This is a genomic window from Aeromonas sp. QDB39 (assembly GCF_027707585.1).
GTDB classification, from domain to species: domain Bacteria; phylum Pseudomonadota; class Gammaproteobacteria; order Enterobacterales; family Aeromonadaceae; genus Aeromonas; species Aeromonas hydrophila.
On sequence record NZ_JAPCIV010000027.1, the window covers coordinates 22037 to 43041 of the forward strand.

Annotated in this window: 20 protein-coding genes; 11 read left to right on the forward strand and 9 right to left on the reverse strand. The window is 65.1% G+C overall.

Going from position 1 to position 21005, the window contains the following annotated elements; all coding sequences use genetic code 11:
• Window positions 1-58: 58 nt before the first annotated feature.
• Window positions 59-2593, forward strand: a complete 2535-nt coding sequence (locus tag PG899_RS16270) for a class I adenylate cyclase (RefSeq protein ID WP_011704443.1) — start codon at window positions 59-61, stop codon at window positions 2591-2593.
• 123 nt (window positions 2594-2716) lie between these two features.
• Here PG899_RS16270 and PG899_RS16275 read toward each other — a convergent pair whose 3' ends face one another.
• Window positions 2717-3370, reverse strand: coding sequence for an alpha/beta hydrolase (locus PG899_RS16275; RefSeq protein WP_270697496.1), 654 nt, complete (start codon window positions 3368-3370; stop codon window positions 2717-2719).
• A 14-nt stretch (window positions 3371-3384) separates the two neighbouring features.
• Window positions 3385-3699 (reverse strand): iron donor protein CyaY, encoded by a 315-nt coding sequence (gene cyaY / locus PG899_RS16280; RefSeq protein WP_043125653.1) that lies wholly within the window; start codon window positions 3697-3699, stop codon window positions 3385-3387.
• Window positions 3700-3772: 73 nt separating this feature from the next.
• Here cyaY and lptM point away from each other — a divergent pair, with 73 nt between their 5' ends.
• The 6 genes from lptM to PG899_RS16310 all read left to right on the forward strand — a co-directional run bounded on the left by lptM (window position 3773) and on the right by PG899_RS16310 (window position 8598).
• Entirely contained in the window at window positions 3773-3949 is a 177-nt protein-coding gene (gene lptM / locus PG899_RS16285; RefSeq protein ID WP_017408874.1) for an LPS translocon maturation chaperone LptM, read from the forward strand.
• A 20-nt stretch (window positions 3950-3969) separates the two neighbouring features.
• Window positions 3970-5220, forward strand: coding sequence for a diaminopimelate decarboxylase (gene lysA / locus PG899_RS16290; RefSeq protein WP_270697497.1), 1251 nt, complete (start codon window positions 3970-3972; stop codon window positions 5218-5220).
• A gap of 65 nt (window positions 5221-5285) precedes the next feature.
• Window positions 5286-6116 (forward strand): diaminopimelate epimerase, encoded by an 831-nt coding sequence (gene dapF, locus PG899_RS16295; protein ID WP_011704447.1) that lies wholly within the window; start codon window positions 5286-5288, stop codon window positions 6114-6116.
• 80 nt (window positions 6117-6196) lie between these two features.
• The gene (locus tag PG899_RS16300) at window positions 6197-6877 is read left to right on the forward strand and encodes a DUF484 family protein (protein WP_016349251.1); all 681 of its coding nucleotides are present in this window, start codon (window positions 6197-6199) and stop codon (window positions 6875-6877) included.
• On the forward strand, window positions 6870-7847 hold the full coding sequence (gene xerC, locus PG899_RS16305) for a tyrosine recombinase XerC (RefSeq protein WP_270697498.1): 978 nt from the start codon (window positions 6870-6872) through the stop codon (window positions 7845-7847). Before PG899_RS16300 ends, xerC begins: the two co-directional genes overlap by 8 nt.
• A gap of 40 nt (window positions 7848-7887) precedes the next feature.
• Window positions 7888-8598 (forward strand): HAD-IA family hydrolase, encoded by a 711-nt coding sequence (locus PG899_RS16310; RefSeq protein ID WP_270697499.1) that lies wholly within the window; start codon window positions 7888-7890, stop codon window positions 8596-8598.
• 98 nt (window positions 8599-8696) lie between these two features.
• On the opposite strand, the gene PG899_RS16315 is transcribed toward PG899_RS16310, so the two are convergent.
• Window positions 8697-9098 carry an STY0301 family protein gene (locus PG899_RS16315; protein ID WP_270697500.1) on the reverse strand — a complete coding sequence of 134 codons (402 nt, stop codon included), beginning with the start codon at window positions 9096-9098 and terminating at the stop codon, window positions 8697-8699.
• Between the two features lie 41 nt (window positions 9099-9139).
• The gene (locus tag PG899_RS16320; protein WP_011704452.1) at window positions 9140-10666 is read right to left on the reverse strand and encodes a mechanosensitive ion channel family protein; all 1527 of its coding nucleotides are present in this window, start codon (window positions 10664-10666) and stop codon (window positions 9140-9142) included.
• Between the two features lie 133 nt (window positions 10667-10799).
• Here PG899_RS16320 and PG899_RS16325 point away from each other — a divergent pair, with 133 nt between their 5' ends.
• Window positions 10800-11195, forward strand: coding sequence for a hypothetical protein (locus PG899_RS16325; protein WP_161772480.1), 396 nt, complete (start codon window positions 10800-10802; stop codon window positions 11193-11195).
• 9 nt (window positions 11196-11204) lie between these two features.
• Here the strand turns inward: PG899_RS16325 and PG899_RS16330 are convergent, their stop codons facing one another.
• The 3 genes from PG899_RS16330 to PG899_RS16340 form a co-directional block, all read right to left on the reverse strand.
• Entirely contained in the window at window positions 11205-11975 is a 771-nt protein-coding gene (locus PG899_RS16330) for a gamma-glutamyl-gamma-aminobutyrate hydrolase family protein (RefSeq protein ID WP_270697501.1), read from the reverse strand.
• 361 nt (window positions 11976-12336) lie between these two features.
• Window positions 12337-13146: a sugar-phosphatase gene (gene yidA, locus PG899_RS16335; RefSeq protein WP_011704455.1), complete on the reverse strand. Its 810-nt coding sequence runs from the start codon at window positions 13144-13146 to the stop codon at window positions 12337-12339.
• A 104-nt stretch (window positions 13147-13250) separates the two neighbouring features.
• Entirely contained in the window at window positions 13251-14921 is a 1671-nt protein-coding gene (locus tag PG899_RS16340; RefSeq protein ID WP_333563648.1) for a DUF342 domain-containing protein, read from the reverse strand.
• A gap of 285 nt (window positions 14922-15206) precedes the next feature.
• On the opposite strand from PG899_RS16340, the gene PG899_RS16345 reads away from it, so the two are divergent.
• The 3 genes from PG899_RS16345 (at window position 15207) to PG899_RS16355 (ending at window position 18420) form a co-directional block, all read left to right on the forward strand.
• Window positions 15207-16181 carry an HlyD family secretion protein gene (locus tag PG899_RS16345; protein ID WP_270697509.1) on the forward strand — a complete coding sequence of 325 codons (975 nt, stop codon included), beginning with the start codon at window positions 15207-15209 and terminating at the stop codon, window positions 16179-16181.
• Window positions 16174-17103 carry an ABC transporter ATP-binding protein gene (locus PG899_RS16350; protein ID WP_041217707.1) on the forward strand — a complete coding sequence of 310 codons (930 nt, stop codon included), beginning with the start codon at window positions 16174-16176 and terminating at the stop codon, window positions 17101-17103. The genes PG899_RS16345 and PG899_RS16350 overlap by 8 nt, the downstream gene beginning before the upstream one ends.
• Window positions 17104-17325: 222 nt before the next feature.
• Window positions 17326-18420, forward strand: a complete 1095-nt coding sequence (locus tag PG899_RS16355) for an ABC transporter permease (protein ID WP_016349262.1) — start codon at window positions 17326-17328, stop codon at window positions 18418-18420.
• 70 nt (window positions 18421-18490) lie between these two features.
• Here the strand turns inward: PG899_RS16355 and PG899_RS16360 are convergent, their stop codons facing one another.
• Both PG899_RS16360 and PG899_RS16365 read right to left on the reverse strand, forming a co-directional pair.
• Window positions 18491-19648: a competence/damage-inducible protein A gene (locus tag PG899_RS16360; RefSeq protein WP_270697502.1), complete on the reverse strand. Its 1158-nt coding sequence runs from the start codon at window positions 19646-19648 to the stop codon at window positions 18491-18493.
• A 58-nt stretch (window positions 19649-19706) separates the two neighbouring features.
• Window positions 19707-20945 carry an HD-GYP domain-containing protein gene (locus PG899_RS16365; RefSeq protein WP_270697503.1) on the reverse strand — a complete coding sequence of 413 codons (1239 nt, stop codon included), beginning with the start codon at window positions 20943-20945 and terminating at the stop codon, window positions 19707-19709.
• Window positions 20946-21005: the final 60 nt, after the last annotated feature.

Sequence of the window (21005 nt, forward strand, 5' to 3'; positions counted from 1 at the left end):
CTTTTTTGACGTCTCCCCGTTTTGGTGCGTCATTTCTTACCTCGGTATAGGCAGGGCATTGCTGGTAAAACTCGACACGCTGGTGGCGCGCTACGACGAACTCAATCGTCTCAAGACGCAACGGGCGCTAGGTCTCATGAGTCGCTACGGGCAGCAGGTTTTTCAGCTGCTACCCGTCATGCTGCACTTCAATCACCCCCTGTTGCCCGGTTATGTGGCGGGGGATGTGCCGCACGGCATCTGGAGTTTTACCGCCAATGACGCACAGCAGGCCTTCATCGAGGACCTGTGCCAGAATGCCAACTGCCTGAACGGCCTCACCACCCATGACAAGTCGATCCAGGGGCTCTACTCCATGGGCAGCACCTCGTCCATCGGTCAGTGCTGCCACTCGGATCTCGACATCTGGGTCTGCCACGTGGCCGGTTTGTCGCAGGAGCGGCTCGAGCTGCTGGATCTCAAGTGCCAGCAACTCTCCAAGTGGGCTGAGCAGCGGGGGGTCGATCTCAACTTCTTCCTGATCCCCGAGGACAAGTTCCGCCAGCGCAACGATGCCCAGATGCAGGGTGAGAGCTGCGGCAGCGCCCAGCACCTGTTGCTGCTCGACGAGTTCTACCGCAGCGCCATGCTGATCGCCGGCAAGCGGCTGCTCTGGTATCTGGTGCCCAGCGAGTATGACGATCACTACGACGATTACGTCAACGGCCTGTTCGCCCACGGCAAGCTGAGCCAGGATGACTGGCTCGATCTCGGTGGCTTCAACCGCATTCCGGCCGAGGAGTACTTCGGCTCCGCCCTCTGGCAGCTCTACAAGGGTATCGACTCCCCCTACAAGGCGGTGCTCAAGTCGGTATTGATGGAGGCCTACTCCCACGAGTATCCCAACACCCGTCTGTTGTCGGTGACCAGCCGCGACTGGTTCCAGCACAACGAGGGGATGCACTACCGGCTCGACAACTACTGCCTGATGCTGGACAAGGTGACCAACTACCTCAAGTCCATCGGCGACATGCAGCGGCTCGATCTGGTGCGCCGCTGCTTCTATCTGAAGGTGTGTGACGGTCTCAGCCACCCGAAGGAGGAGCATTCCCCAGCCTGGCGCCGCGAGCAGATGACCCAGCTGGTCTCCTACTGGGGCTGGAGTCAGGAGCGGTTGCACCATCTGGATCACCGCCAGGAGTGGAAGGTCGAGGACGTCAAGGTGGCTCACGCCGAGTTGCTGGAAGCCCTGATGCAGAGCTACCGCAACCTGATCCAGTTCGCCCGGCGCAACAACATCAGCGAGTCCATCAACCCGGAAGACATCGGTATCCTGTCGCGCAAGCTCTATGCCGCGTTCGAGAGCCTGCCGGGCAAGGTACAGCGCATCAACCTCAAGATCGCGCCGGACTTGAGCGAGCCGGATCTCAGCTTCGTGCAGGTGCCGCACGGCCGCTTGAACCGTGCCGGCTGGTATCTCTACAAACATTCGCTGGAGCCGGCAGACATCATCGGCCGGGCGCCGCTCGAATATAACGGCTACATCAGCAAGCTGGTGTCGTGGGCCTACTTCAACGGCCTGCTGACGCCCCAGTCCCGGGTGCACCTGTTCAACCAGGGCTCGGATCTGCACATCGACAACCTGCACCAGTTCTGTCGTGATCTGTCCGGCACCTTCCCGGTCAAGTATCCCCGTGCCACCAACCTGGCCCTCAGCCGGCCGTGCGAAATTCGCCAGCTCTCCATCTTCCTCAACCTGGAGACGGACCCGACCAGCCACTGGGTGGGCCAGGTGATAGAATTCGACGCCAACGCCGCCGACGTCTTCTCGTTCGGCCGTAACCAGGAGTGTCTGGTGGGCTCGGTGGACCTGGTCTATCGCAACTCCTGGAGCGAGATCCGTACCCTGCACTTCCAGGGGGACGAGGCGGTGGTGGACGCTCTCACCACCATCCTCGGCAAGATGCACCAGGATGCCGCCGCCCCCGAGATGATCGAGGTGTTCTGCTACAGCCAGCACTTCCGCTCCCTGGTGCGTACCCGCTTCCAGCAGCTGGTGGCCGAATGCATCGAGCTGCGTCTGGCCCGCGACAAGCAGCAGCTGGTCAAGACGCTGGCACTCGGCAAGGAGAAGTACGGCATCTTCTTCGAGCGGCGCGGGGTGTCGGTCAAGAAGCTGGAGAACGCGGTCGACTTCTATCGCCACATCTCCCACAACAAGCTGGATCACCTGCCGCTACGACTCGACAAGACCCACAGCCAGCATCTGCCCGGCATCGTCGACGCCTACGCCAGTGAGGGGCTGGTGCAGTTCTTCTTCGATACTCGGGATGCGGGCACCAACATCTATATCCTGGACGAGGCGAACCGGGTGGAGATCTACCAGCACTTCGCCGGCAACAAGGATGAGCTGGTGCAGGGGGTGAACCGCTTCTATACCTCCAGCCACGAGCGCTTCAGCGACGCGGGCCAGTTCAGCAACTTCAACCTGCCCCAGTACTACGAGATAGTGCAGATCAATGGCGAGCTGGAAGTGATCCCCTACCGCAGCCAGGGTCAGCTGCGCGACGGTGGTCAGGGGCGCGAGCTCGGCTCCGCCGCAGGCGCGGGGTAGGGCAGGGGCCGGTCCGGCGTGCGCGCAAGCGCCCTGGTCTGGGCCCCCTGCTGCACAGGATCATCGCTCATATCGAATGAAAACGGCCTGCATCTGCAGGCCGTTTGGCTATCCACGGTTGGCTCAGCCCGTGAGGCGGGCCAGCAGCCACTGACGGATGTCGTCGAGCTGCGGGCGGCAGATCTCGTGGCGCATCGGGTACTCGTGCCACTCGGGGGAGAGCCCGGCCGCCTCCAGCCGGTTTTTGGCGTCCCAGCCCATGGAGAGGCTCACCACGTCGTCATAGATGCCGTGCATGTAGCAGATGGGCAGGCTGCGGGCAGCCTCGCTCATCTCGCCGAGCAGGGCGTCGGGCGCCGCCAGGTAGGTGGACATGCAGAGCAGGCCCGCCAGTTGCTGCGGCAGGCGCAGGGCGGTGAAGGAGGCAATCACGCCCCCCTGGGAGAAGCCGGCCAGCACGATGCGCTCGGGGGCGAAGCCCTCCGCCACCAGTTGTTCGATCAGCGTGGCGATGCGGGCGGCGGACTCCCTGACGTGGGATTCCACGGCGCGATCTGCCGGGTTGTCGAAGCTCTTGATGTCGTACCAGCCGTGCATCTTGTAGCCCATGTTGATGGTGATGGCGCGCTCCGGCGCATCGGGCAGCAGATGACGCAGCGGCAGGTCGGCGGGCAGCGCCAGCGCATCCACCAGCGGGGCGAGACCGGCGCCGGAATCTCCCAGCCCGTGCAGCCAGATCACCGCGTGACGGGCGCCTTCAGGATGCAGATCGATCATGGCGGGCTGCACCATCATGGGAACTGGACGGGTTCGCCCGCCTGGGTGGTGCAGGCCTTGCTCAGCAGCGTCTTGAGCTCGTGACCGAAGCGGTTGTCGATCCAGGTTTCTCCTTGCAGCTCGAAGTGGAAGCCGTTCTCGCGGGTGGCGACCCAGATCTGGTGCAGGGGTTCCTGCTTGTTGATGATGACCTTGGTCTTGTTCTCGAACGACAGGGTCAAGACCCCGCCGGCACGCTCACAGTCAATATCCGGATATCCTGCGTCGACGGTGTCCTCCACATATTGGAAAAAGGCGTCGGTCAGGGCGTGATACTCGTGATCCTTCATCGGTTTATCCTGTTGCTTTTAACAATGTGAGTGCGATTATAGAGGGCCAAAAATTTTTTCGCAGCGAACCATTATGATTACCCAGCTTACCAAGTGTCTGCTTGCCACTCTTCTGTCTCTTGGTTTGGCCGCGTGTGGCCTGACGGGACCGCTCTACATGCCGCCCCCCGAGCAGCCCCAGACCCAGAGTACACCGCAAGCACAGACGCCTGCGACCGCCGAGGCAGCCCCAGAGGCCGCGCCGCAATAATTTAGGAAGGAACCGCCCCCTTGGATCACTTTAACTACGACGCCGACGGTCAGCTTCAGGCCGAACACTCCTCGCTGCAACAACTTGCCGAGCAGTACGGCACCCCGCTGTACGTCTACTCCCGCGCCACCCTTGAACGCCACTGGCACGCCTTCGACAAGGCGGCGGGCGACATCCCCCATCTTATCTGTTATGCGGTCAAGGCCAACTCCAACCTGGCGCTGCTCAACCTGCTGGCCCGGCTGGGTTCAGGCTTTGACATCGTCTCCGGCGGCGAGCTGTCGCGGGTGCTGGCGGCGGGCGGCGATCCGGCCAAGGTGGTCTTCTCCGGGGTGGCCAAGAGCGAGGCCGAGATGCGCCTCGCGCTGGATAAAGAGATCCTCTGTTTCAACCTGGAGTCGGAAGCCGAGCTGGAGCGTCTGAACCGGGTGGCGGGCGGCATGGGCAAGAAGGCCCGGGTGTCGGTGCGGGTCAACCCGGACATCGACGCCGGTACTCATCCCTACATCTCTACCGGCCTCAAGCAGAACAAGTTCGGCATTCCCATCGAGCAGGCGCCCGCCATCTACCGCAAGGCGGCGGCCATGGCCAACATCGAGATCGTCGGGGTGGATTGCCATATCGGCTCGCAACTCACTGAACTCAATCCGTTCATGGAGGCGGCCGACAAGCTGCTGCGGCTGATCGACGGCCTGGCGGCGGAAGGCATCCACATTCACCACCTGGACGTGGGCGGGGGCCTGGGGGTCAATTACGGCGCCGAGCAGCCGCCTCATCCCAGCGAATATGCCGAGGCGCTCAAGCAGAAGCTGGCGGGCCGGGATCTGACCCTGTTGTTCGAACCGGGCCGCGCCATCGTCGCCAACGCCGGCGTACTGCTGACCCGGGTCGAGTACCTCAAGCCGGGCGAGACCCGCAACTTCGCGCTGATCGATGCCGGCATGAACGATCTGCTGCGTCCTTCGCTCTACGGCGCCTGGATGAACATCATCGAGGTGGACAGCCGCACGGCCCACGAGCCGGCGTTGTACGACGTGGTGGGCCCGGTCTGCGAGACCGGTGACTTCCTCGGCAAGGAGCGCACCCTGGCGATCGCCGAGGGCTCCCTGCTGGCGGTGCGTTCCGCCGGTGCCTATGGCTTTACCATGTCCTCCAACTACAACACCCGTCCCCGCGCCGCCGAAGTGCTGGTGGACGGAGCGCAGTCGTTCCTCATCAGAGAGCGCGAGCAGTTGGCCGATCTCTGGCGCGGTGAGCATTTACTGCCCTGATTGTTAATGGATTTCTCTAAGCGTTCCTCCAGGTGAGAGCGTGAACAAGGGTACAGGAACGCACGATGTTGATAGATTTTTCCAAGATGCACGGGCTGGGGAACGACTTCATGGTGGTGGATGGCGTCACCCAGAAGGTGTTTTTCAGCAATGAGGTCATCAAGAAGCTGGCGGATCGCCACTTCGGCATCGGCTTCGACCAGCTGCTGCTGGTGGAGCCGCCCTATGATCCCGAGCTCGACTTTCACTACCGGATCTTCAATGCCGATGGCAGCGAGGTGGAGCAGTGCGGCAACGGTGCCCGCTGTTTCGCCCGTTTCGTGCGCCTCAAGGGGCTGATCAACCGGGATCGCATCGCGGTCAGCACGGCGCGCGGCCGCATCGTGCTGCAGCTGGAAGGGGAGAACCAGGTCACGGTCAACATGGGGGTGCCCCAGTTCGAGCCAGGCAAGATCCCGTTCCGGGCCCAGAAGGCGGAAAAAACCTACCTGCTGCGGGCCCAGGAGCATACTGTGATGTGCGGGGCCGTCTCCATGGGCAATCCTCACTGCGTCATCGAGGTGCCCTCGGTGGCCGATGCGCCGGTGGCGACCCTGGGTCCCATCATGGAGCGACACGAGCGCTTTCCCGAGCGGGTCAACGTCGGCTTCATGGAGATGGTGAACGCCAGCGAGATCAAGCTGCGGGTGTTCGAACGCGGGGTGGGCGAGACCCTGGCCTGCGGGACCGGTGCCTGCGCCGCCGTGGTGGTGGGGATCAGCCAGGGCAAGCTCAAGGAGCGGGTCACCGTCACCCTGCCGGGGGGCAAGCTGACCATCGCCTGGAAGGGGCCGGGTCAGCCGGTCTACATGACCGGGCCGGCCGAGCACGTATTTGACGGTCAGATAGAGTTATAGGCACGGGCGGGGAGGCCCCCGCTCTGCCAAGCGCTAATGTCGGGGCCTTGTGCCCCTTTTTCGGATGGACCAACCAAGTTATGAGCGAACTCAAACGGCAGGAACCACTGGTGGATGAAGCCACAGTGCTGGAGTACCTGGCCCGTTATCCCGAGTTTTTCCAGCGCCACGCGGCCATGCTGGACCGGATCCGCATTCCTCACGAACGCAAGGGCACCGTCTCGCTGGTGGAGCGCCAGCTGGACAGACAGCGCGAGCGCATCGAGCAGCTGGAGCAGGAGATCACCGAGCTGATGGGGATCGCCAGCGAGAACGAGCGGATCTTCCGGGTCTATGCCGATCTCTACGGCGAGCTGTACGGCTGTCAGAGCCTGTTCGAGGTGAGCGCCGTGATGGGCAAGGCGTTCGTGCAGCGGCTGCGGCTGACCGGCCTGCGGCTCTGGCTCAGCCCGAAAAAATTCCAGTTGAGCGGTCCCGAGCAGAAGTTCATGGCGGAGGGCAGACAGCTCGAGCAGCTGCTTGGCCAGCGCCTGCCGGGTCAGGATTACTACTTCGGCCGGCTCAACCAGAGCGAGAAGCAGGCGCTGTTCGGCCATGACGTGCTGGTCAACTCGGTGGCCCTGATGCGGCTCGGCGATCTCGGCGTGCTGGCCTTCGCCAGCTCGGATCCTAGCCACTTTACCCCCCACAACGACACCCTGCTGCTGGGCCAGCTCGGCCGCCTGCTGCAGTTGCGTCTGCCCGAGCTGGCGCGTGGCTAAGACGCCGGCCAGATCCCCCGCCAAGGCGCCGCCAGCCGCCGAGCCCCTGCCGGCTGCATTGGCCGACGAGCTGGCGGCCTTCATCGAATACCTGCGGGTCGAGCGCCAGCTCAGCCCGCACACCCGCAGCAACTACCAGGCCCATCTGGAAGCCATGACCGCCGAGCTGGTGAAGCTCGGGGTCGACGACTGGGCCCGGCTCGAGGCGAGTCAGGTACGCAGTCTGGTGACCCGGATGCACAAGGCGGGGCTGGCGCCCCGTTCGCTGGCCACCAAGGTCTCCGCCCTGCGCAGTTTCTGCGACTGGCAGGTGCGGCAGGGGCGGCTCACCGCCAATCCGGCCCGTGGTATCGTCACCCCCAAACAGGGGCGGCCGCTGCCCAAGAACCTGGATGTGGACGAGATGTACCAACTGCTCAACATCACCGACGAGCAGGATCCGCTGGCGGTGCGGGATCGCGCCATCATGGAGCTGATGTACTCCTCCGGCCTGCGCCTCGCCGAGCTGGTGGGGCTCAATCTGGCGGATGTGAAGCTCGACGAGCGCCAGCTCAGGGTGACCGGCAAGGGCTCGCGGGAGCGGGTGCTGCCGGTGGGGCGGATGGCGGTGGAGTGGCTGCACAAATGGCTCAAGCTGCGCCCCCTGCTGGCCGGCGACGAGCTGGAGGCGCTGTTCGTCTCCAAGCGCAAGCAGCGGCTGTCGGCCCGCTCGGTGCAGGAGCGGCTCGACGGTTGGGGCAACAAGCAGGCGCTCAACGCCCACGTCCATCCCCACAAGCTGCGCCACAGCTTTGCCACCCACATGCTGGAGTCCTCCGGCGATCTGCGGGCGGTGCAGGAGCTGCTGGGTCACGCCGATCTCTCCACCACCCAGATCTACACCCACCTCGACTTCCAGCACCTGGCCAAGGTGTATGACAGCGCTCACCCGCGGGCGAAGCGGGATCCCGCGGCTCCGGACGACGAATGAGGAGGGCCGGGCACGCCCGGCCTCGACAAGAGGAGATACCATGCAGTTCTATCGCCGCTGGCAGCCGGTGGCCGCCATCTCGTTTGACCTCGACGATACCCTCTATGACAACGGCCCGGCCATCGAACGGGCCGAGCAGTGGATGCTGAGCCACCTGCGCAGCGAATACCTGGCCACCGCCATGCTGGACAAGCCGCGCTGGCAGGCGCTCAAGCACAACCTGCTGCTGGAACAACCGGCACTGCGCCACGACGTCAGTCTGGCGCGCCGGCACGGCATTCAGGCCGCGCTGATGGCAGGTGGCATGACGCAAGGGTTGGCAGAGCGTGAGGCAGCGTCGGTGTTCGCCGGCTTTCTGGCCGAGCGCTCGAAGATCGAGGTGAGCGGCGAAACCCACGCCCTGCTGGCCCGGCTGGCCGAGCACTACCCGCTGGTGGTCATCACCAACGGCAATCTGGATCTGACCCGGGCTGGCCTCGCGGATTACTTCACCCTGGTCTGCAAGGCTGGCCTCGGCAGCAGGATGAAGCCGGCAGCGGACATGTTTGTAGAGGCGCAGAGGGCCCTCAAGCTGGCGCCCGGCCAGATCCTGCACGTGGGGGATCATCCACAGACGGATGTGCTGGGGGCCCGGCTGCACGGCTTCAAGGCCGCCTGGCTTAACGAGCACGGTCAGCCCTGGCGACAGTTGCAACTGCTGCCGGACGTGGAGCTGACGGCGCTGGGCGAGCTGGCCGAACTGCTGCTCTGATCAGACTCCAACACCCGCCGGTTCGCAGCCGGCATGCATCCCCTGTCGGCCGATCATGCACCGCAGGCAGCAGCCATCGTTGGGTCATGCCGGAGTGGTCACTCGTTGCGGCAGATAAGCCCGCGCAGCTGGTAAGGCTCGGGCTGGTTGACCCGGCAGTAGCTGATGCCGACGGGCAGCGCCTGCTGCAGGGTGATGGCGGTCTCCCGATAGTGGCAGACTAGGTAGAAGGGGCGGGGGTTGCGGGGATCCAGACTCCAGTAGTGCAGCGCGTCGCTGTCGCCGTTGTCCGGCTTGAGCTGGGCTCGCTCATCGGGGTCGCCGTCGAACAGGGCCAGGTTGTCCAGCCGGTGGCTGAGGGGCTGGTGTTGTTCCCCTTGATCGTTGCGGGTGACGGCCTGCCACCCCGGGCTGGCCCCCAGCTGCTGCTGGTGGGTTTCAATGGTCGCGGGGCAGTCAAATTGCAGGGTGGCGCTCAGGGCCAGTGCGGTCAACAGCATGAAGTACATCTCTGGTAGAAAGCCTGAGCCGCCATGCTACGTCATCGACCGCCAAACAGCGCCATCAGTTTGTCCAGCAGATCCCGTGGCGGGGTGATCTGCTTCATGGCTTCCGCCTCCCGTGCCAGCAGCTCCTGCTGCTCCTGCTGACGGGCGCTCAGCACCTTGTAGAGCGGCTCTAGCAGGGAGCCACGCTGGGCCACCAGCTCCTGGAACATGGCCTGATTGATGCGATAGGTTTCGACGGTCCCCAGGGCCCGCACCGTGAACGGGCTGGGCTCGCCGGTGAGCAGGCTCAGCTCGCCGAAGAAGTCGCCGGCATTGAGGGTGCCGAGCGGCAGCTCGCGCCCTTCCACCTCCACCAGCATCTGGGCATCTCCCTTCACCAGCACGAACAGCCAGCCGGAGACCTCCCCCTGGCTCAGCATCCGATCGCCGTTGACGAAGGGGGCGAACTTGACCTGATCCGCCAGCCGCAGCAGCTCCTCCTCCTGCAGCATGGCAAACAGCGGCAGGCGGCGCAGGGTGTCGGTGCGCTCGGCGGTATGCCGCTTGTGGCGCTGATCCTTGTGATCCTGATCCGTGGTCATGAAGACGTTGAAGATGGGCGGGGTGAGGCGTCGGTCGTTGCGGCGCAGGGCGGCATCGATCAGGGTGCGCACCGCCGAGTCGGTGGGATCGTCCACCGCCAGATCGGTGAGCCAGTAGCGCACCGCGTAGCGGGCGATGCCGTTTTCCACGTTCATCAGCAGACAGTCCGGCTGCGGGCTGGCGGAGACGTGGCGGATGCGGGTCTCCCGCAGGGACTGTTCCACCAGGGCGATGATCTGGGTCGGCAGGGTATCCAGGGTGATGTCGAACCAGACCCAGCGGCGCCACTGCAGGGGGGCGTTCTGCCGCCGTCCGAGCACGGTGAAGCGCTGCTTGAGCAGGTGGCTGTTGGGGATCACCACCGTCTCCCAGTTACGGGTCTCGATGGTGGTGGCGCGCCAGTTGATCTCCACCACCCGGCCCTGGGTGGTCTCCACCTGCAGCCAGTCACCGATGGCGATGGAGTTGTCGAGCTGGATCGAGACACCGGCCAGCAGGTTGCCCAGGGTGTCCTGCATGGAGAAGGCGATGACGGCGGTGATGACGGCGGAGGTGGTGACGATCTCGCCGAGGGCCATGCCGGACGCGTAGAGGCGGAACAGGCACCAGCCGATGTAGCCGACCGTGATGACGATGTCGGCGATGATGCGCGGGATGCGGATCTGGCACAGGGGCAGCAGAAACTGGAACAGCAGGATCCCCCAGATCTTCACCAGCACCAGCCCGGCCAGCAGGCTGGAGATCTCCACCAGCCAGCGGTGGGGCAGCGGCAGACGAAACCAGCCCCCTTCGAACTGGATCAGCAGGATCACCACCAGGCTTATCATCACGAAGCCGAGCTCGCTCACCAGCTCCCGCCGACGGCCGGGGCTGCGCAAGAAATGGGTGAAGAGCAAGAACAGGGTCAACAGGGTCCAGAACGGGTGTTCGCCAATCCACAGCAGGGTAGGTAGCGCAACGAGGTTATCGCTAAACATAGCAGCCCCTTATCATTGGTTATTTCCAGCATAGTTGGTTTCAACCCGCTAAATGGGTGCGGGGCGGGGGCAATTTATTTATGCTGGGCGCCGGTCTGACGAGGGAGTGGTACGAGTGCGCACGCTGAACAAGATGGTCTGGATTGCCGGGGCCTGGCTGCTGACGGGCTGTGATCAGCTGGCCGACAAGTATCGGGTCGAGTTTCGCGATGGCTCCTGGCGCGAGATCGCCATCACCCCCTTCGCCGACGAGGCGCGCTGGCGCGAGGGCTGCGCCACCGGCGAGGTGTTGAGCGATATGATGCTGCCGCTCAAGCGCGGCAAGACGGTCAACGGCCGCGAGCAGCTCTTGATCGGCGGCGAGCTGTTCGAGCTGGACGACAGCGCCCTCTATCGCAGCAACGGCATGGTGTTTGGCCACACGCCGGATCACATCCAGCGCGGGCTGAAGGGGCTGGAGGTATGCCGAACCCTGCGCCCGGATCGCGGTGCGCTGCCCAAGCTCAAGGCGCGCGGGTTCGGCGACTAGCCCGCGGCGTCAGAGGCCGCTCAGGCGGGCCCGGCAGGCGTCGCCAAAGGCCTCGAAGATCTTGATGGAGTGAGGGTTCTCGCTCGCCTTCCACTCCGGGTGCCACTGCACCGCCAGCAGGAAGGGGGAGAGGGCGGGGGCGTGGATCGCCTCGATCAGCCCGTCTTCGGCATGGGCCAGCGGCTCCAGCCCCTTGGCCAGCGTCTTGATCCCCTGGCCGTGCAACGAGTTGACCGGGATCGACGGCTGTCCCATCAGCTCCGCCAGCCAGCTGCCCGGCACCAGTTCGACCTGATGGCTCTCGCCATATTGATCGTCCACTGGATCGTCAGCATCCTCCCGATGATCGTCATAACCCGGCTCGCTGTAGACCTTCTGGTGGATGTCTCCCCCCAGCGCCACGTTGATCTCCTGCATGCCGCGGCAGATCCCGAGGATCGGCAGGCCGCGGTCGAGGGCGGCCCGCACCAGCGGGATATCGAACAGATCCCTGTCCCTGTCTTGCTGCTTCTCCGGGGTGAGGTTCTCCTGGCCGTAGAGGGTGGGATCTATGTTGGAGCCGGCGCCGCTCAGATAGACGCCATCCGCCAGATCCAGATACTGCGCCAGATCCTCGATGCCGCAGCAGGTGGGCACCAGCAGCGGCACGCAACCGCTGATCTCCACCAGCGGCTTGATGTATTTGTGGGTCATCACCTGATAGGCGTGGCCATTGCGGGGCTGGGAGCCCGTGGTCATCAGTACGACGGGTTTACGCGGGGTGTGGGGGCTGCGAGTCATGATTCACCTTGGCTGTCCTTAGCGGTCCTGCGCCTTGGGCAGGCCCTTGCCGTCGTCAGCGGGGCAAGGGCATGCCTCAAGGCATGGTCGTGGGATCGGAGGTGCGTTGCACAGCCAGAATCGTCGGTCAGCCTGGGCAACGACAGCCTGGATCCTGATCCCAGTCTGCCAAGGCCGTTCAATATGTCAAACGAAATGATGCCAAGATGTTAAATATATTCTGCGCTCGACTGGCTTGAGTCCCATTAAAAGGGGCCTGTAGCGAGGAAGGGGAGAGGGAAGGGCGTTGTTGTGGTGGATATATTAAACATGCCGCGCTGACGGCCGGATAGCAGAAGGGGCCCGCAGGCCCCTTGTCGCGTCAGGCGTTCAGGATGAAACGCTCGATCACCTGGGCGACCCCGTCTTCATCGTTGCGCCCCGTGGTGTGCTGGGCCAGCGCCTTGATGTCGTCGGTGGCATTGCCCATGGCCACCCCCAGCCCGGCGTACTCGATCATGTGGTGATCGTTGCCCGCATCCCCCACCGCGATGACCTGGGAGGCATCCAGCCCCAGGTGCTCGGCCAGGGCGGCGACGCCGGTCCCCTTGTTACTCTGTTTGTTCATGAACTCGAGGAAGTAGGGGGCGCTGCGCACCACGGTATAGCGCTGGTAGAGCTCGGCCGGCAGCTTGGCGATGGCGGGGGAGAGCAGCGGCTCGGGATCGATCATCATCACCTTGAGGATCTGCTCGTCGGCGGGCAGGGTGGCGAAATCCAGCAGCTTGATGGGCATGTCGATGAGGCGGGATTCGTGCTCGGTGTAGGGGCTGACCCTGGGGCTGATGAGCCCCCGGCTTACCGAGAAGCCGTGCACGTTGACGCCCAGCTCGTCGGCCAGGGCGGCGATGGCGCTGGCATCGCTGCCGGTGAGCAGCTGGCTGCGGATGATGCGCTGATCGGCCACTTGCTGCACCAGGGCACCGTTGTAGCAGATGACGTAGTCATCCTGACCGGTGAGGCCGAGTTCCACCAGATAGCGGCTCATCCCCTCCAGCGGCCGGCCCGAGGCCAGCACGACGGTGACGCCCTTGGCGCGGGCGGCGGCGATGGCCGCGTGGGTGCGGGGGGAAATCTGGCCCTGGGAGTTCAACAGGGTGCCATCCATATCCAATGCGATCAGCTTGTACATCTCTCACTATCCTGCGGTCTGGCTGGCCCGCCCGATGGGGCCAATGGGAGGCCGAGTGTAGCGAAATTCGCCGCCCGGATCACGACTGACGGGTCACTCTTGCGTCACTTGTGGGGTTCGTAGGGGGTCAGCTGCAGCTGATCTTCACGGATGGCGAAGTGGATGGGGCCGTGCTCGATGTCGACCCGGTAGTGGTGGTGGGCCATCTCCACCTCAACCCCGGGGAAGGCGTGCTGGGTGGCGATGATGTCCATCTCCGCCATCAGCTTCTGCAGCTCCTCCTGGGCCGCTTCCAGCTGTTCATCCAGCAGCTTGCTCTCCTCGAGGCGCTGGGTCCGGATCAGCTTGATCTTCTGCAGGGTCTGGGGATTGCGCTTGTCGCTAGGCAGCTGCAGCAGCTTGAGCAGCAGCTCCTGCAGCTTGTCCAGCTGCTCCCGGCACTCCTGCTTGCGCTGGCGTAGCGCCTGCTCCTGCTCCTTGTGGGTGAAGTAGCCGCCGAGGATCTGCAGGCGGGTCTGGTTGTGGGCCGAGGCCCCCAGGATCGGCGCCATGATGAGGCGGTTGGCGATGCTGATGCCCCCCAGCAGGTGGCCCTTGCGCATGCCGCTGTCACCCACCTTGAGATCCTGGCCGCTGCGGCTGTAGCAGTGGCTGAGCTGGGTCAGGATGTGGATGTCGCCGCCGGCCTCCAGCTTGGCGTACTGGGCGTAGCTGGCGTGGATCTCGCCCTGGGCGTTGAGGTGACAGAGGAACTCGTCACTCTGTTCGCTCTTGCGCCCTATGATGCCGTTGCGCACCGTGATGGTGCCGCTCGATTCGATGTAGCCCCCCTCGACGAAGCCGCCGATCACCACGTCGCCGCTGGTTTTTATCTTCATGCCGGGGGTGACGTCGCCCGCCACGATCAGCGCCCCTTCGAAGATGACGTGGCCGTGGCGGATATCCACCTGCTTGACGCTCAGCACGTCGTCCACCTTCATGCCGTTCTTCTCCTGGCGCGGCAGACCGGGGCGGCTGGCCAGCAGCAGATCGGGGTCATCCGGCGAGAGGAAGGTGCCCTCGCCGGCCACCATGGGGCTGTCCTTGCCATGTTTGGCGGGCAGCTCCTGGCCGGTGACGGTAAAACCGGGCACCCCCTGGGTGGCGGGGTGGCGGCGCATCAGCTGGGCGCCGGCCTTGACGGTGAGGATGGTGCCGAGGTCGCGCATGTCGACCCGGCCGTGATCCAGCTCCTGAGGCTTGAGGATGCGCTCGGCCGGGGTCTCCACCAGCCGCTCGAAGCGGGTGTCCTGACCGTTGACGGCGGCCTTGCCCTGCGCCACCGGCAGCCTGAGCAGGGTGCCCGGCGTCGCCTCCTTGGCGGCCAGCACGGCGGCGGCGATGAGCGGCGCCTGCACCCCCTGACTGATCTCGCTGCTCTGGATCGCCTGCTCCAGCTGTTCACTGGTGAGGTATTTGCCGCCCCAGTCGGCGGTGATCTGGGCGGTGGCGCTCATCCGGTCCTTCTCCACCACCAGCAGGACGCTGGCATCGTGGCGCTGGGCGATGGGTACCGGATTGCCGGGCAGGGGGGCGGTCGGGTTGCTGAGCAGAATGTTGAGCAGGCTGATGGCCTGCTTGATCCCCTCCGTCAACGGTTGATAGCGGCGGCAGTTGGAGGCCAGCAGCAGCGTCTGGATATCGCTCTCCGAGATGGGGTTGGTCAGCCCGGGCGCGATGCGCAGGCAGGCGTATTCCATATCGGCTGACAACAGTAACCACTCTTTGCTTAACACCCGGATCCCTTCCTTCGTCCGCATCCCAATTGGAACGGCTGCTTGTTTTCAGTTAATCGGCATTTTGTTAAAAATGCGAATCATCAACATGGTGCTGGTCTGCAGTATCCAGACATTTCTCCTTTTTGGTCAATGAGCTAAGCACAAATGGGTGAGCTGGGACGAGGAAATGAAAAGTAACAGGGAGTATGCTGACGGCACCATGAGCCCGTCTGCCAGCCGCTAGCGGCTGCCGTCCGGCGGGTGAAGGGAGTGCCCCCGGGCGGATCCGCCACCGTGAGAGGAGTGTCGACCTTGCGTCATTGTCTGCTGCCCCTGGCCCTGACGGGCCTGCTTAGCGCCTGCCAGCCACAGGCATCCACCACGGCCCTCGGCACCCTGGAACGAGACCGGGTGCTGCTGACCGCCACCGCCGGCGAGATCATCCGCGCCCTGCCGGTGGCGGAGGGCAGCCGGGTGGAGGAGGGCACCCTGCTGGCCCGGCTCGATGACCGGCGTCAGCAGGCGGTGCTGGCCCGAGCCAGGGCCCAACAGGCTCAGGCGCGGGCCGCCCTCGCCCGGCTGACCAATGGCGAGCGGCCAGAAGACATCGCCGCCGCCCGCGCCAGCCTCGACAAGGCGCAGGCCAACGTCAGGGAGAGCGAGCGCAACTTTGAGCGGATCGACCGGCTGGTACGCCGCAAGCTGGTGAGTCCGGCGGATCTCGACAAGGCCCGCGCCCAGCGCGACAGCGCCCTGGCCGAGCAGGACGGTGCCCGCCAGCAGCTCGACAAGCTGGCGCGCGGGGTGCGGCGCGAAGATATCGACGAAGCGCAGGCCGCCCTGCTGGCCGCCACTGCCGAGGTGGCGCTGGCCGAGCGGGAGCTGGCGGATCTCTCCATCGTCGCCACCCGCAGCGGCCGGCTCAACAGCCTGCCCTATCACCTCGGCGAGCGCGTTGCGGTCGGCGCCGTGCTGGCCGCCATCCAGGCAGACGAGGCGCCTTATGCCCGGGTCTATGTGCCCGAGCCCTCCCTCGCCGGTTACCGGGTCGGCCAGCCGGTGCGGGTGCAGGTGGACGGGGTGGCGGAGCCCTTCACCGGCCGGCTGCGCTGGATCTCGAAAGAGCCCGCCTTTACTCCCTACTACGCCCTCAACGAGCAGGACAGGGCCCGGCTGGTCTATCTGGCCGAGATCGATCTGCCGGCGGGGGCGCAGGAGCTGCCGAGCGGCCTGCCGCTGCAAGCCGAACCCGCTGCGGAGGGAGAGGGCCATGAGTGAGCTGGCGATCCGGGCGCTGGGGGTGAGCCGCCGTTTCGGCGATTTTCTGGCGGTGGACGGGCTGGATCTCTGCGTGCCCAAGGGGCAGATCCACGGTTTTCTCGGCCCCAACGGCTGCGGCAAATCCACCACTCTGCGCATGCTGACCGGCCTGCTCACCCCCTCGGCGGGGGAGGTGGAAGTGCTGGGACTGCACATCCCGCGCGAGGCCGAGACCCTGCGCCGGCGGATCGGTTACATGACCCAGAAGTTCTCCCTCTATGACGAGCTGACGGCCTGGGAGAACCTGGAATTCATGGGCCGGATCCACGGCATGGGCGGCGCCGTGCTGGCTGCCCGCTTGCACGAGCTGCTGGCCACCTATGAGCTGGCGCCGCTGGCCCGGCAGCGGGCGGGCGCCATGAGCGGCGGCCAGAAGCAGCGGCTGGCGCTGGCGGCGGCGGTGATCCACCGGCCGGCGCTGCTGCTGCTGGACGAACCCACCTCGGCGGTGGATCCGCAGAACCGGCGCGATTTCTGGGAGAAGCTGTTCGATCTGAGTGAAGGGGGCACCACCATACTGGTGACCACCCACTACATGGACGAGGCGGAGCGCTGCCATCAGCTTGCCATCATGGAGGCGGGCCGGGTGCGCGCCCAGGGGGCGCCGCAGGCGCTGATGGATGCCATGAGCACCCGGGTGGTGGAGGTGCTGGCCGCCGATCTGCGGCTGCTCAAGCAGCAGCTGGTGCAGCTGGCGCCGGTGCGCTCCGCCGCCCAGCTCGGCCAGCGCTTGCGGGTGCTGGTGGACAAGGAGCTGGCGGAGCCGGTGGCCTGGTTGCAGCAGGCCTGCCCGGCGTTGGCCGGGGCCAGCCTGGCGCTGGTCAGACCCAGTCTGGAGGATGTGTTCGTCAGCTGCACCGGTCAGGAGCCGAGGGCATGAACAGTCTGCAACGGCTCTGGGCCATTACCCAGAAAGCACTCAGGCAACTGGCCAGAGACAGGCTCACGACCTTGGGTATGGCGGTGATGATCCCGACGGGAGTGAGTCGATGAACAGTCTGCGACGGCTCTGGGCTATTACCCAGAAAGAACTCAGACAGCTGGTTCGGGACCGGCTGACCTTCGGTGCGGTGGCGGTGATGATCCCGACGGGGGGGAGTCGATGAACAGTCTGCGACGGCTCTGGGCTATTACCCAGAAAGAACTCAGGCAGCTGGCACGGGACAGGCTGACCTTCGGGATGGTGGTGATGATCCCGTTGATCCAGCTGCTGCTGTTCGGTTACGCCATCAACACCGACGTGCGCCAGATCCCGGTGGGGCTGGTGGAGATGAGCCAGAGCGTGCCGGGCCGGCTGCTGGTGGAGGCGGTGAAGGCGAGCCAGGTGGTGCACATCAAGCAGCAATACGTCGGGGTGCAACAGGCCGAGGCGGCGCTGACCCGGGGCGAGGTGCGCGCCGTGCTGGTGTTGCCCGCCGATCTGAGCCGCCGGCTCAGCGCCGGCGAGACGGCAGGCCAGTGGCTGGTGGATGGCTCGGACACCATGATCGCCGGGGCCCTGCTCGGCCTTCGCAACATGCCGCTCGCCGATCTGAAACCCGACCTCAAGACGGCCCCCCCTACCTTCGAGACCGTGCTCTACTTCAATCCGGCGCGCCGTTCGGCGGTCAACATAGTGCCCGGCCTGCTCGGGGTTATCCTCACCATGACCATGATCATGTTCACCTCGGCGGCCATCGTGCGCGAACGGGAGCGCGGCAATCTGGAGCTGCTCATCACCACCCCGGTCGGCTCGATGGAGCTGATGCTGGGCAAGATCCTGCCCTATATCGGGGTGGGGCTGATCCAGGTGGCCATCATCCTCGGGCTCGGCCACTTCATCTTCGACGTGCCCATTAACGGCGCCCTGAGCCAGGTGCTGCTGGCGACCCTGTTGTTCATTGCCGCCAGCCTGACCCTGGGGCTGCTCATCTCCACCCTGGCGCAGACCCAGCTGCAGGCGATGCAGATGACGGTGTTCATCCTGCTGCCCTCCATCCTGCTGTCGGGCTTCATGTTCCCCTACGAGGGGATGCCGCTGCCGGCCCAGTGGATTGCCGAGGTGTTGCCGGCCACCCACTTCATGCGGCTGATCAGGGGCATAGTGCTGCGCGGTGGTGAGCTCGCCGAGCTGCTGCCAGACGTGCTCTGGCTGGCGGGGTTCACCCTGCTGGTGTTGACCCTGGCCGCCCATCGCTTCAAGAAGAGTCTGGATTGATGCCCCGCGAGGGGTGAAAACATGGCTGCTGGCTGCTGGCTGCTGGCTGCTGGCTGCTGGCTGCTGGTTGTCAGCGGCTGGCGGTGCGGGCCAGGGTGCAGTAGTCACCGAGCACCGGCAGCCCCTGCAGCTGGCGGCGCAGCATGTCGAGGGCGGCGAAGGCGAGGATCCGGCGGCCGCTGTCGGGATCCGGGTGGCTGACCTTGAGGGTCTGGCCGTGCAGTTGCCCATCGACACAGAGCAGCAGCGGCACGCCGTCCGGGCCTGCGCGGCCTATGGTCAGGCTGAGGGGAGCTGCGGGCGCCGCCAGCTGCACCAGCTCGTGGGCCAGGGCGTGGCTGAAGCTGGCCGTCAGGGCCGGATGAGGGTGGCACATGGCCAGCAGGGTGCCCCGGCTCTCCCCCTCCAGCAGCGTCAGCGGTCTATCCCCCAGCAGATCCAGGATCTGCTGCGCCGGCTCCTCATCGCCCCGTCCTGCCAGCCAGGGCTGGATCGCCGCTAGCAGCCGCGCCTCGGCGGCGTCCATGTCCGCCGTGCTGGCACCGTGGCCAATAAGCTTCAGCTCGATGAGCGGCATGGAAGAGCGGTAGCCGAGCTCGATGCCGGCGGGCCAGGGAGCGGCATCCAGCATGTCGCTGAGGGCCGACTCCGAGACGCCGAAGGTATAAAAACGGCGCAGTTCGGTGTCGGTCTGCTCGCCGGCCAGCGCCTTGAGGCGCGGCATGATCTGCTCGCGCACCATCTGCTTGAATTCGAACGGCACGCCCGGGGTGAAGAAGAGCCGGCTTGGGCCCTGATGGCCTGTATGGGTGACCACAAAGCCGCAGGCGGTGCCGACCGGGTTGTCGAGGATCTCGCCCCCCTGCGGCAGCCAGGCCTGCTTGGCGTTGCTTGCGGGCATGGGCCTGCCCCGGCTGGCGTAACGCGCTTCGATGGTGGCGAGCCAGTCCGGGAACAGGGTGAGCGGCTGGTCGAAGGCTTCGGCCGCCGCCTGGGCGGTGAGATCGTCGGCGGTGGGGCCGAGCCCGCCGCACACCAGTACCACCTCGGCGCGGCTGGCGCTCTCTGCCAGCACGGCCTTCAAGTCCTTGAGGTTGTCCCCCACGGTGACGCGGCGGCGCACCTGCCAGCCCTGCTCCAGCAGCAGGGCGCTGAGCCAGGCGGCGTTGGTGTCCACCACCAGGCCCGTCACTATCTCGTCTCCGGTGCTGATGATTTCGATGCGCATGGCGGGCTCCTCGGGGCTGACGGCTGGGCTGGGGGGGCCACCTGGGTGGCCGGGTCGATCAGGGCTTGGTGTGTTCGAAGTAGTAGCTGATGCGGGTGCGCGGGTTGAGGTACTCAAACACCGCCGGCGGCAGCCGTTTGGGATGGATCACCTTGGCGATGGAGAGCTCGGCCTGCTGCAGGTCGATGATGGCCGCCTCCTGGCGCGGGATGCGCGGATCGTACACCAGCACCGAGGGGTAGAGCAGGCGGGAGGCGTTGACCGACATCACCAGCCCCACCTGGCCGTTGGAGAGCTGCACCACGCTGCCGGGCGGGTAGATCCCCATCAGCCGGATCAGCATGCTGAGGTACTCGGGATTGAATTGGGCCTTGCGCTGCTTGTAGAGGCCGCTTAGGGCCGAGTAGGGCACCTTGGCCTGCATGTGGCAGAGGTTATCGTACTCGTTGATGAGGGAGACGATCTGGGTGAGCGGATCGAGCTGCCCCTTCTTGAGCCCCTCCGGCCCGCTGCCGTCCAGGTATTCGTGGTGATGCAGCACTATGCCCTTCGCCTCGGCCGGGAAGTCCTTGGCCAGATTGAGCAGATCCAGCCCGTAGCGCGGGTGCTGGGCCATCAGGTTCTGCTCCGGCTTGGTGAGCGGCTCGGTCTTGCGCAGGATCTGGCTCGGGATCTTCAGCTTGCCGATGTCGTGGAACAGGGCCCCCATGCCGACCTGGCGGATCTCGTCGGCCGACATGTTGCACTCCTTGGCCAGCAGCATGCTGAGCACGCTGACGTTGAGGGAGTGGAAGTAGAGGTTGTTGCCATCCTCGCTGTCGGAGACCAGGTGCAGCACCATCTCGTCCACCGACAGCAGCTGCTCGGTCATGGCGTTGATCAGCTCCTGCGCCTCGCCGATGGCATTGAGGGGGCGGGACTGGATCTTGCTCATTACGCTGCGCACCTGGGCCAGCGACTGCTGGAACTGCTTCTCGCACTGCTGCAGATCGCGGCGATACTGCTGCAACTGCTCGATGCGGCGCTCTTTCTCCAGCTGCATTTCGGCCTGACGCTGGGAGGTATCCGGCGCCTCCACCGGCTGGGGCTGGATCTGGTTCAGCGGCTTGGGCGGGGCGTCGCTCTTGTCGGGGATGATGGTAACGAGCTTGAGACCGAGCCGGCGAATGAGCTCGATCTCCTCTTCATTCTTGAGTTTGAAGCTGGAAAACAGGAAGGGGTGTTCGCGCCAGCCAAGTGGCAGAGAAACGTAATTGCCGACTTGCAGCCGGTCTACTGAAATCTTGATACCTGTCATTGTCTTGGATGCGAGAGACACACTGAGCCGTATGCTAGTCAAAGGTGGGGGTGAATACAA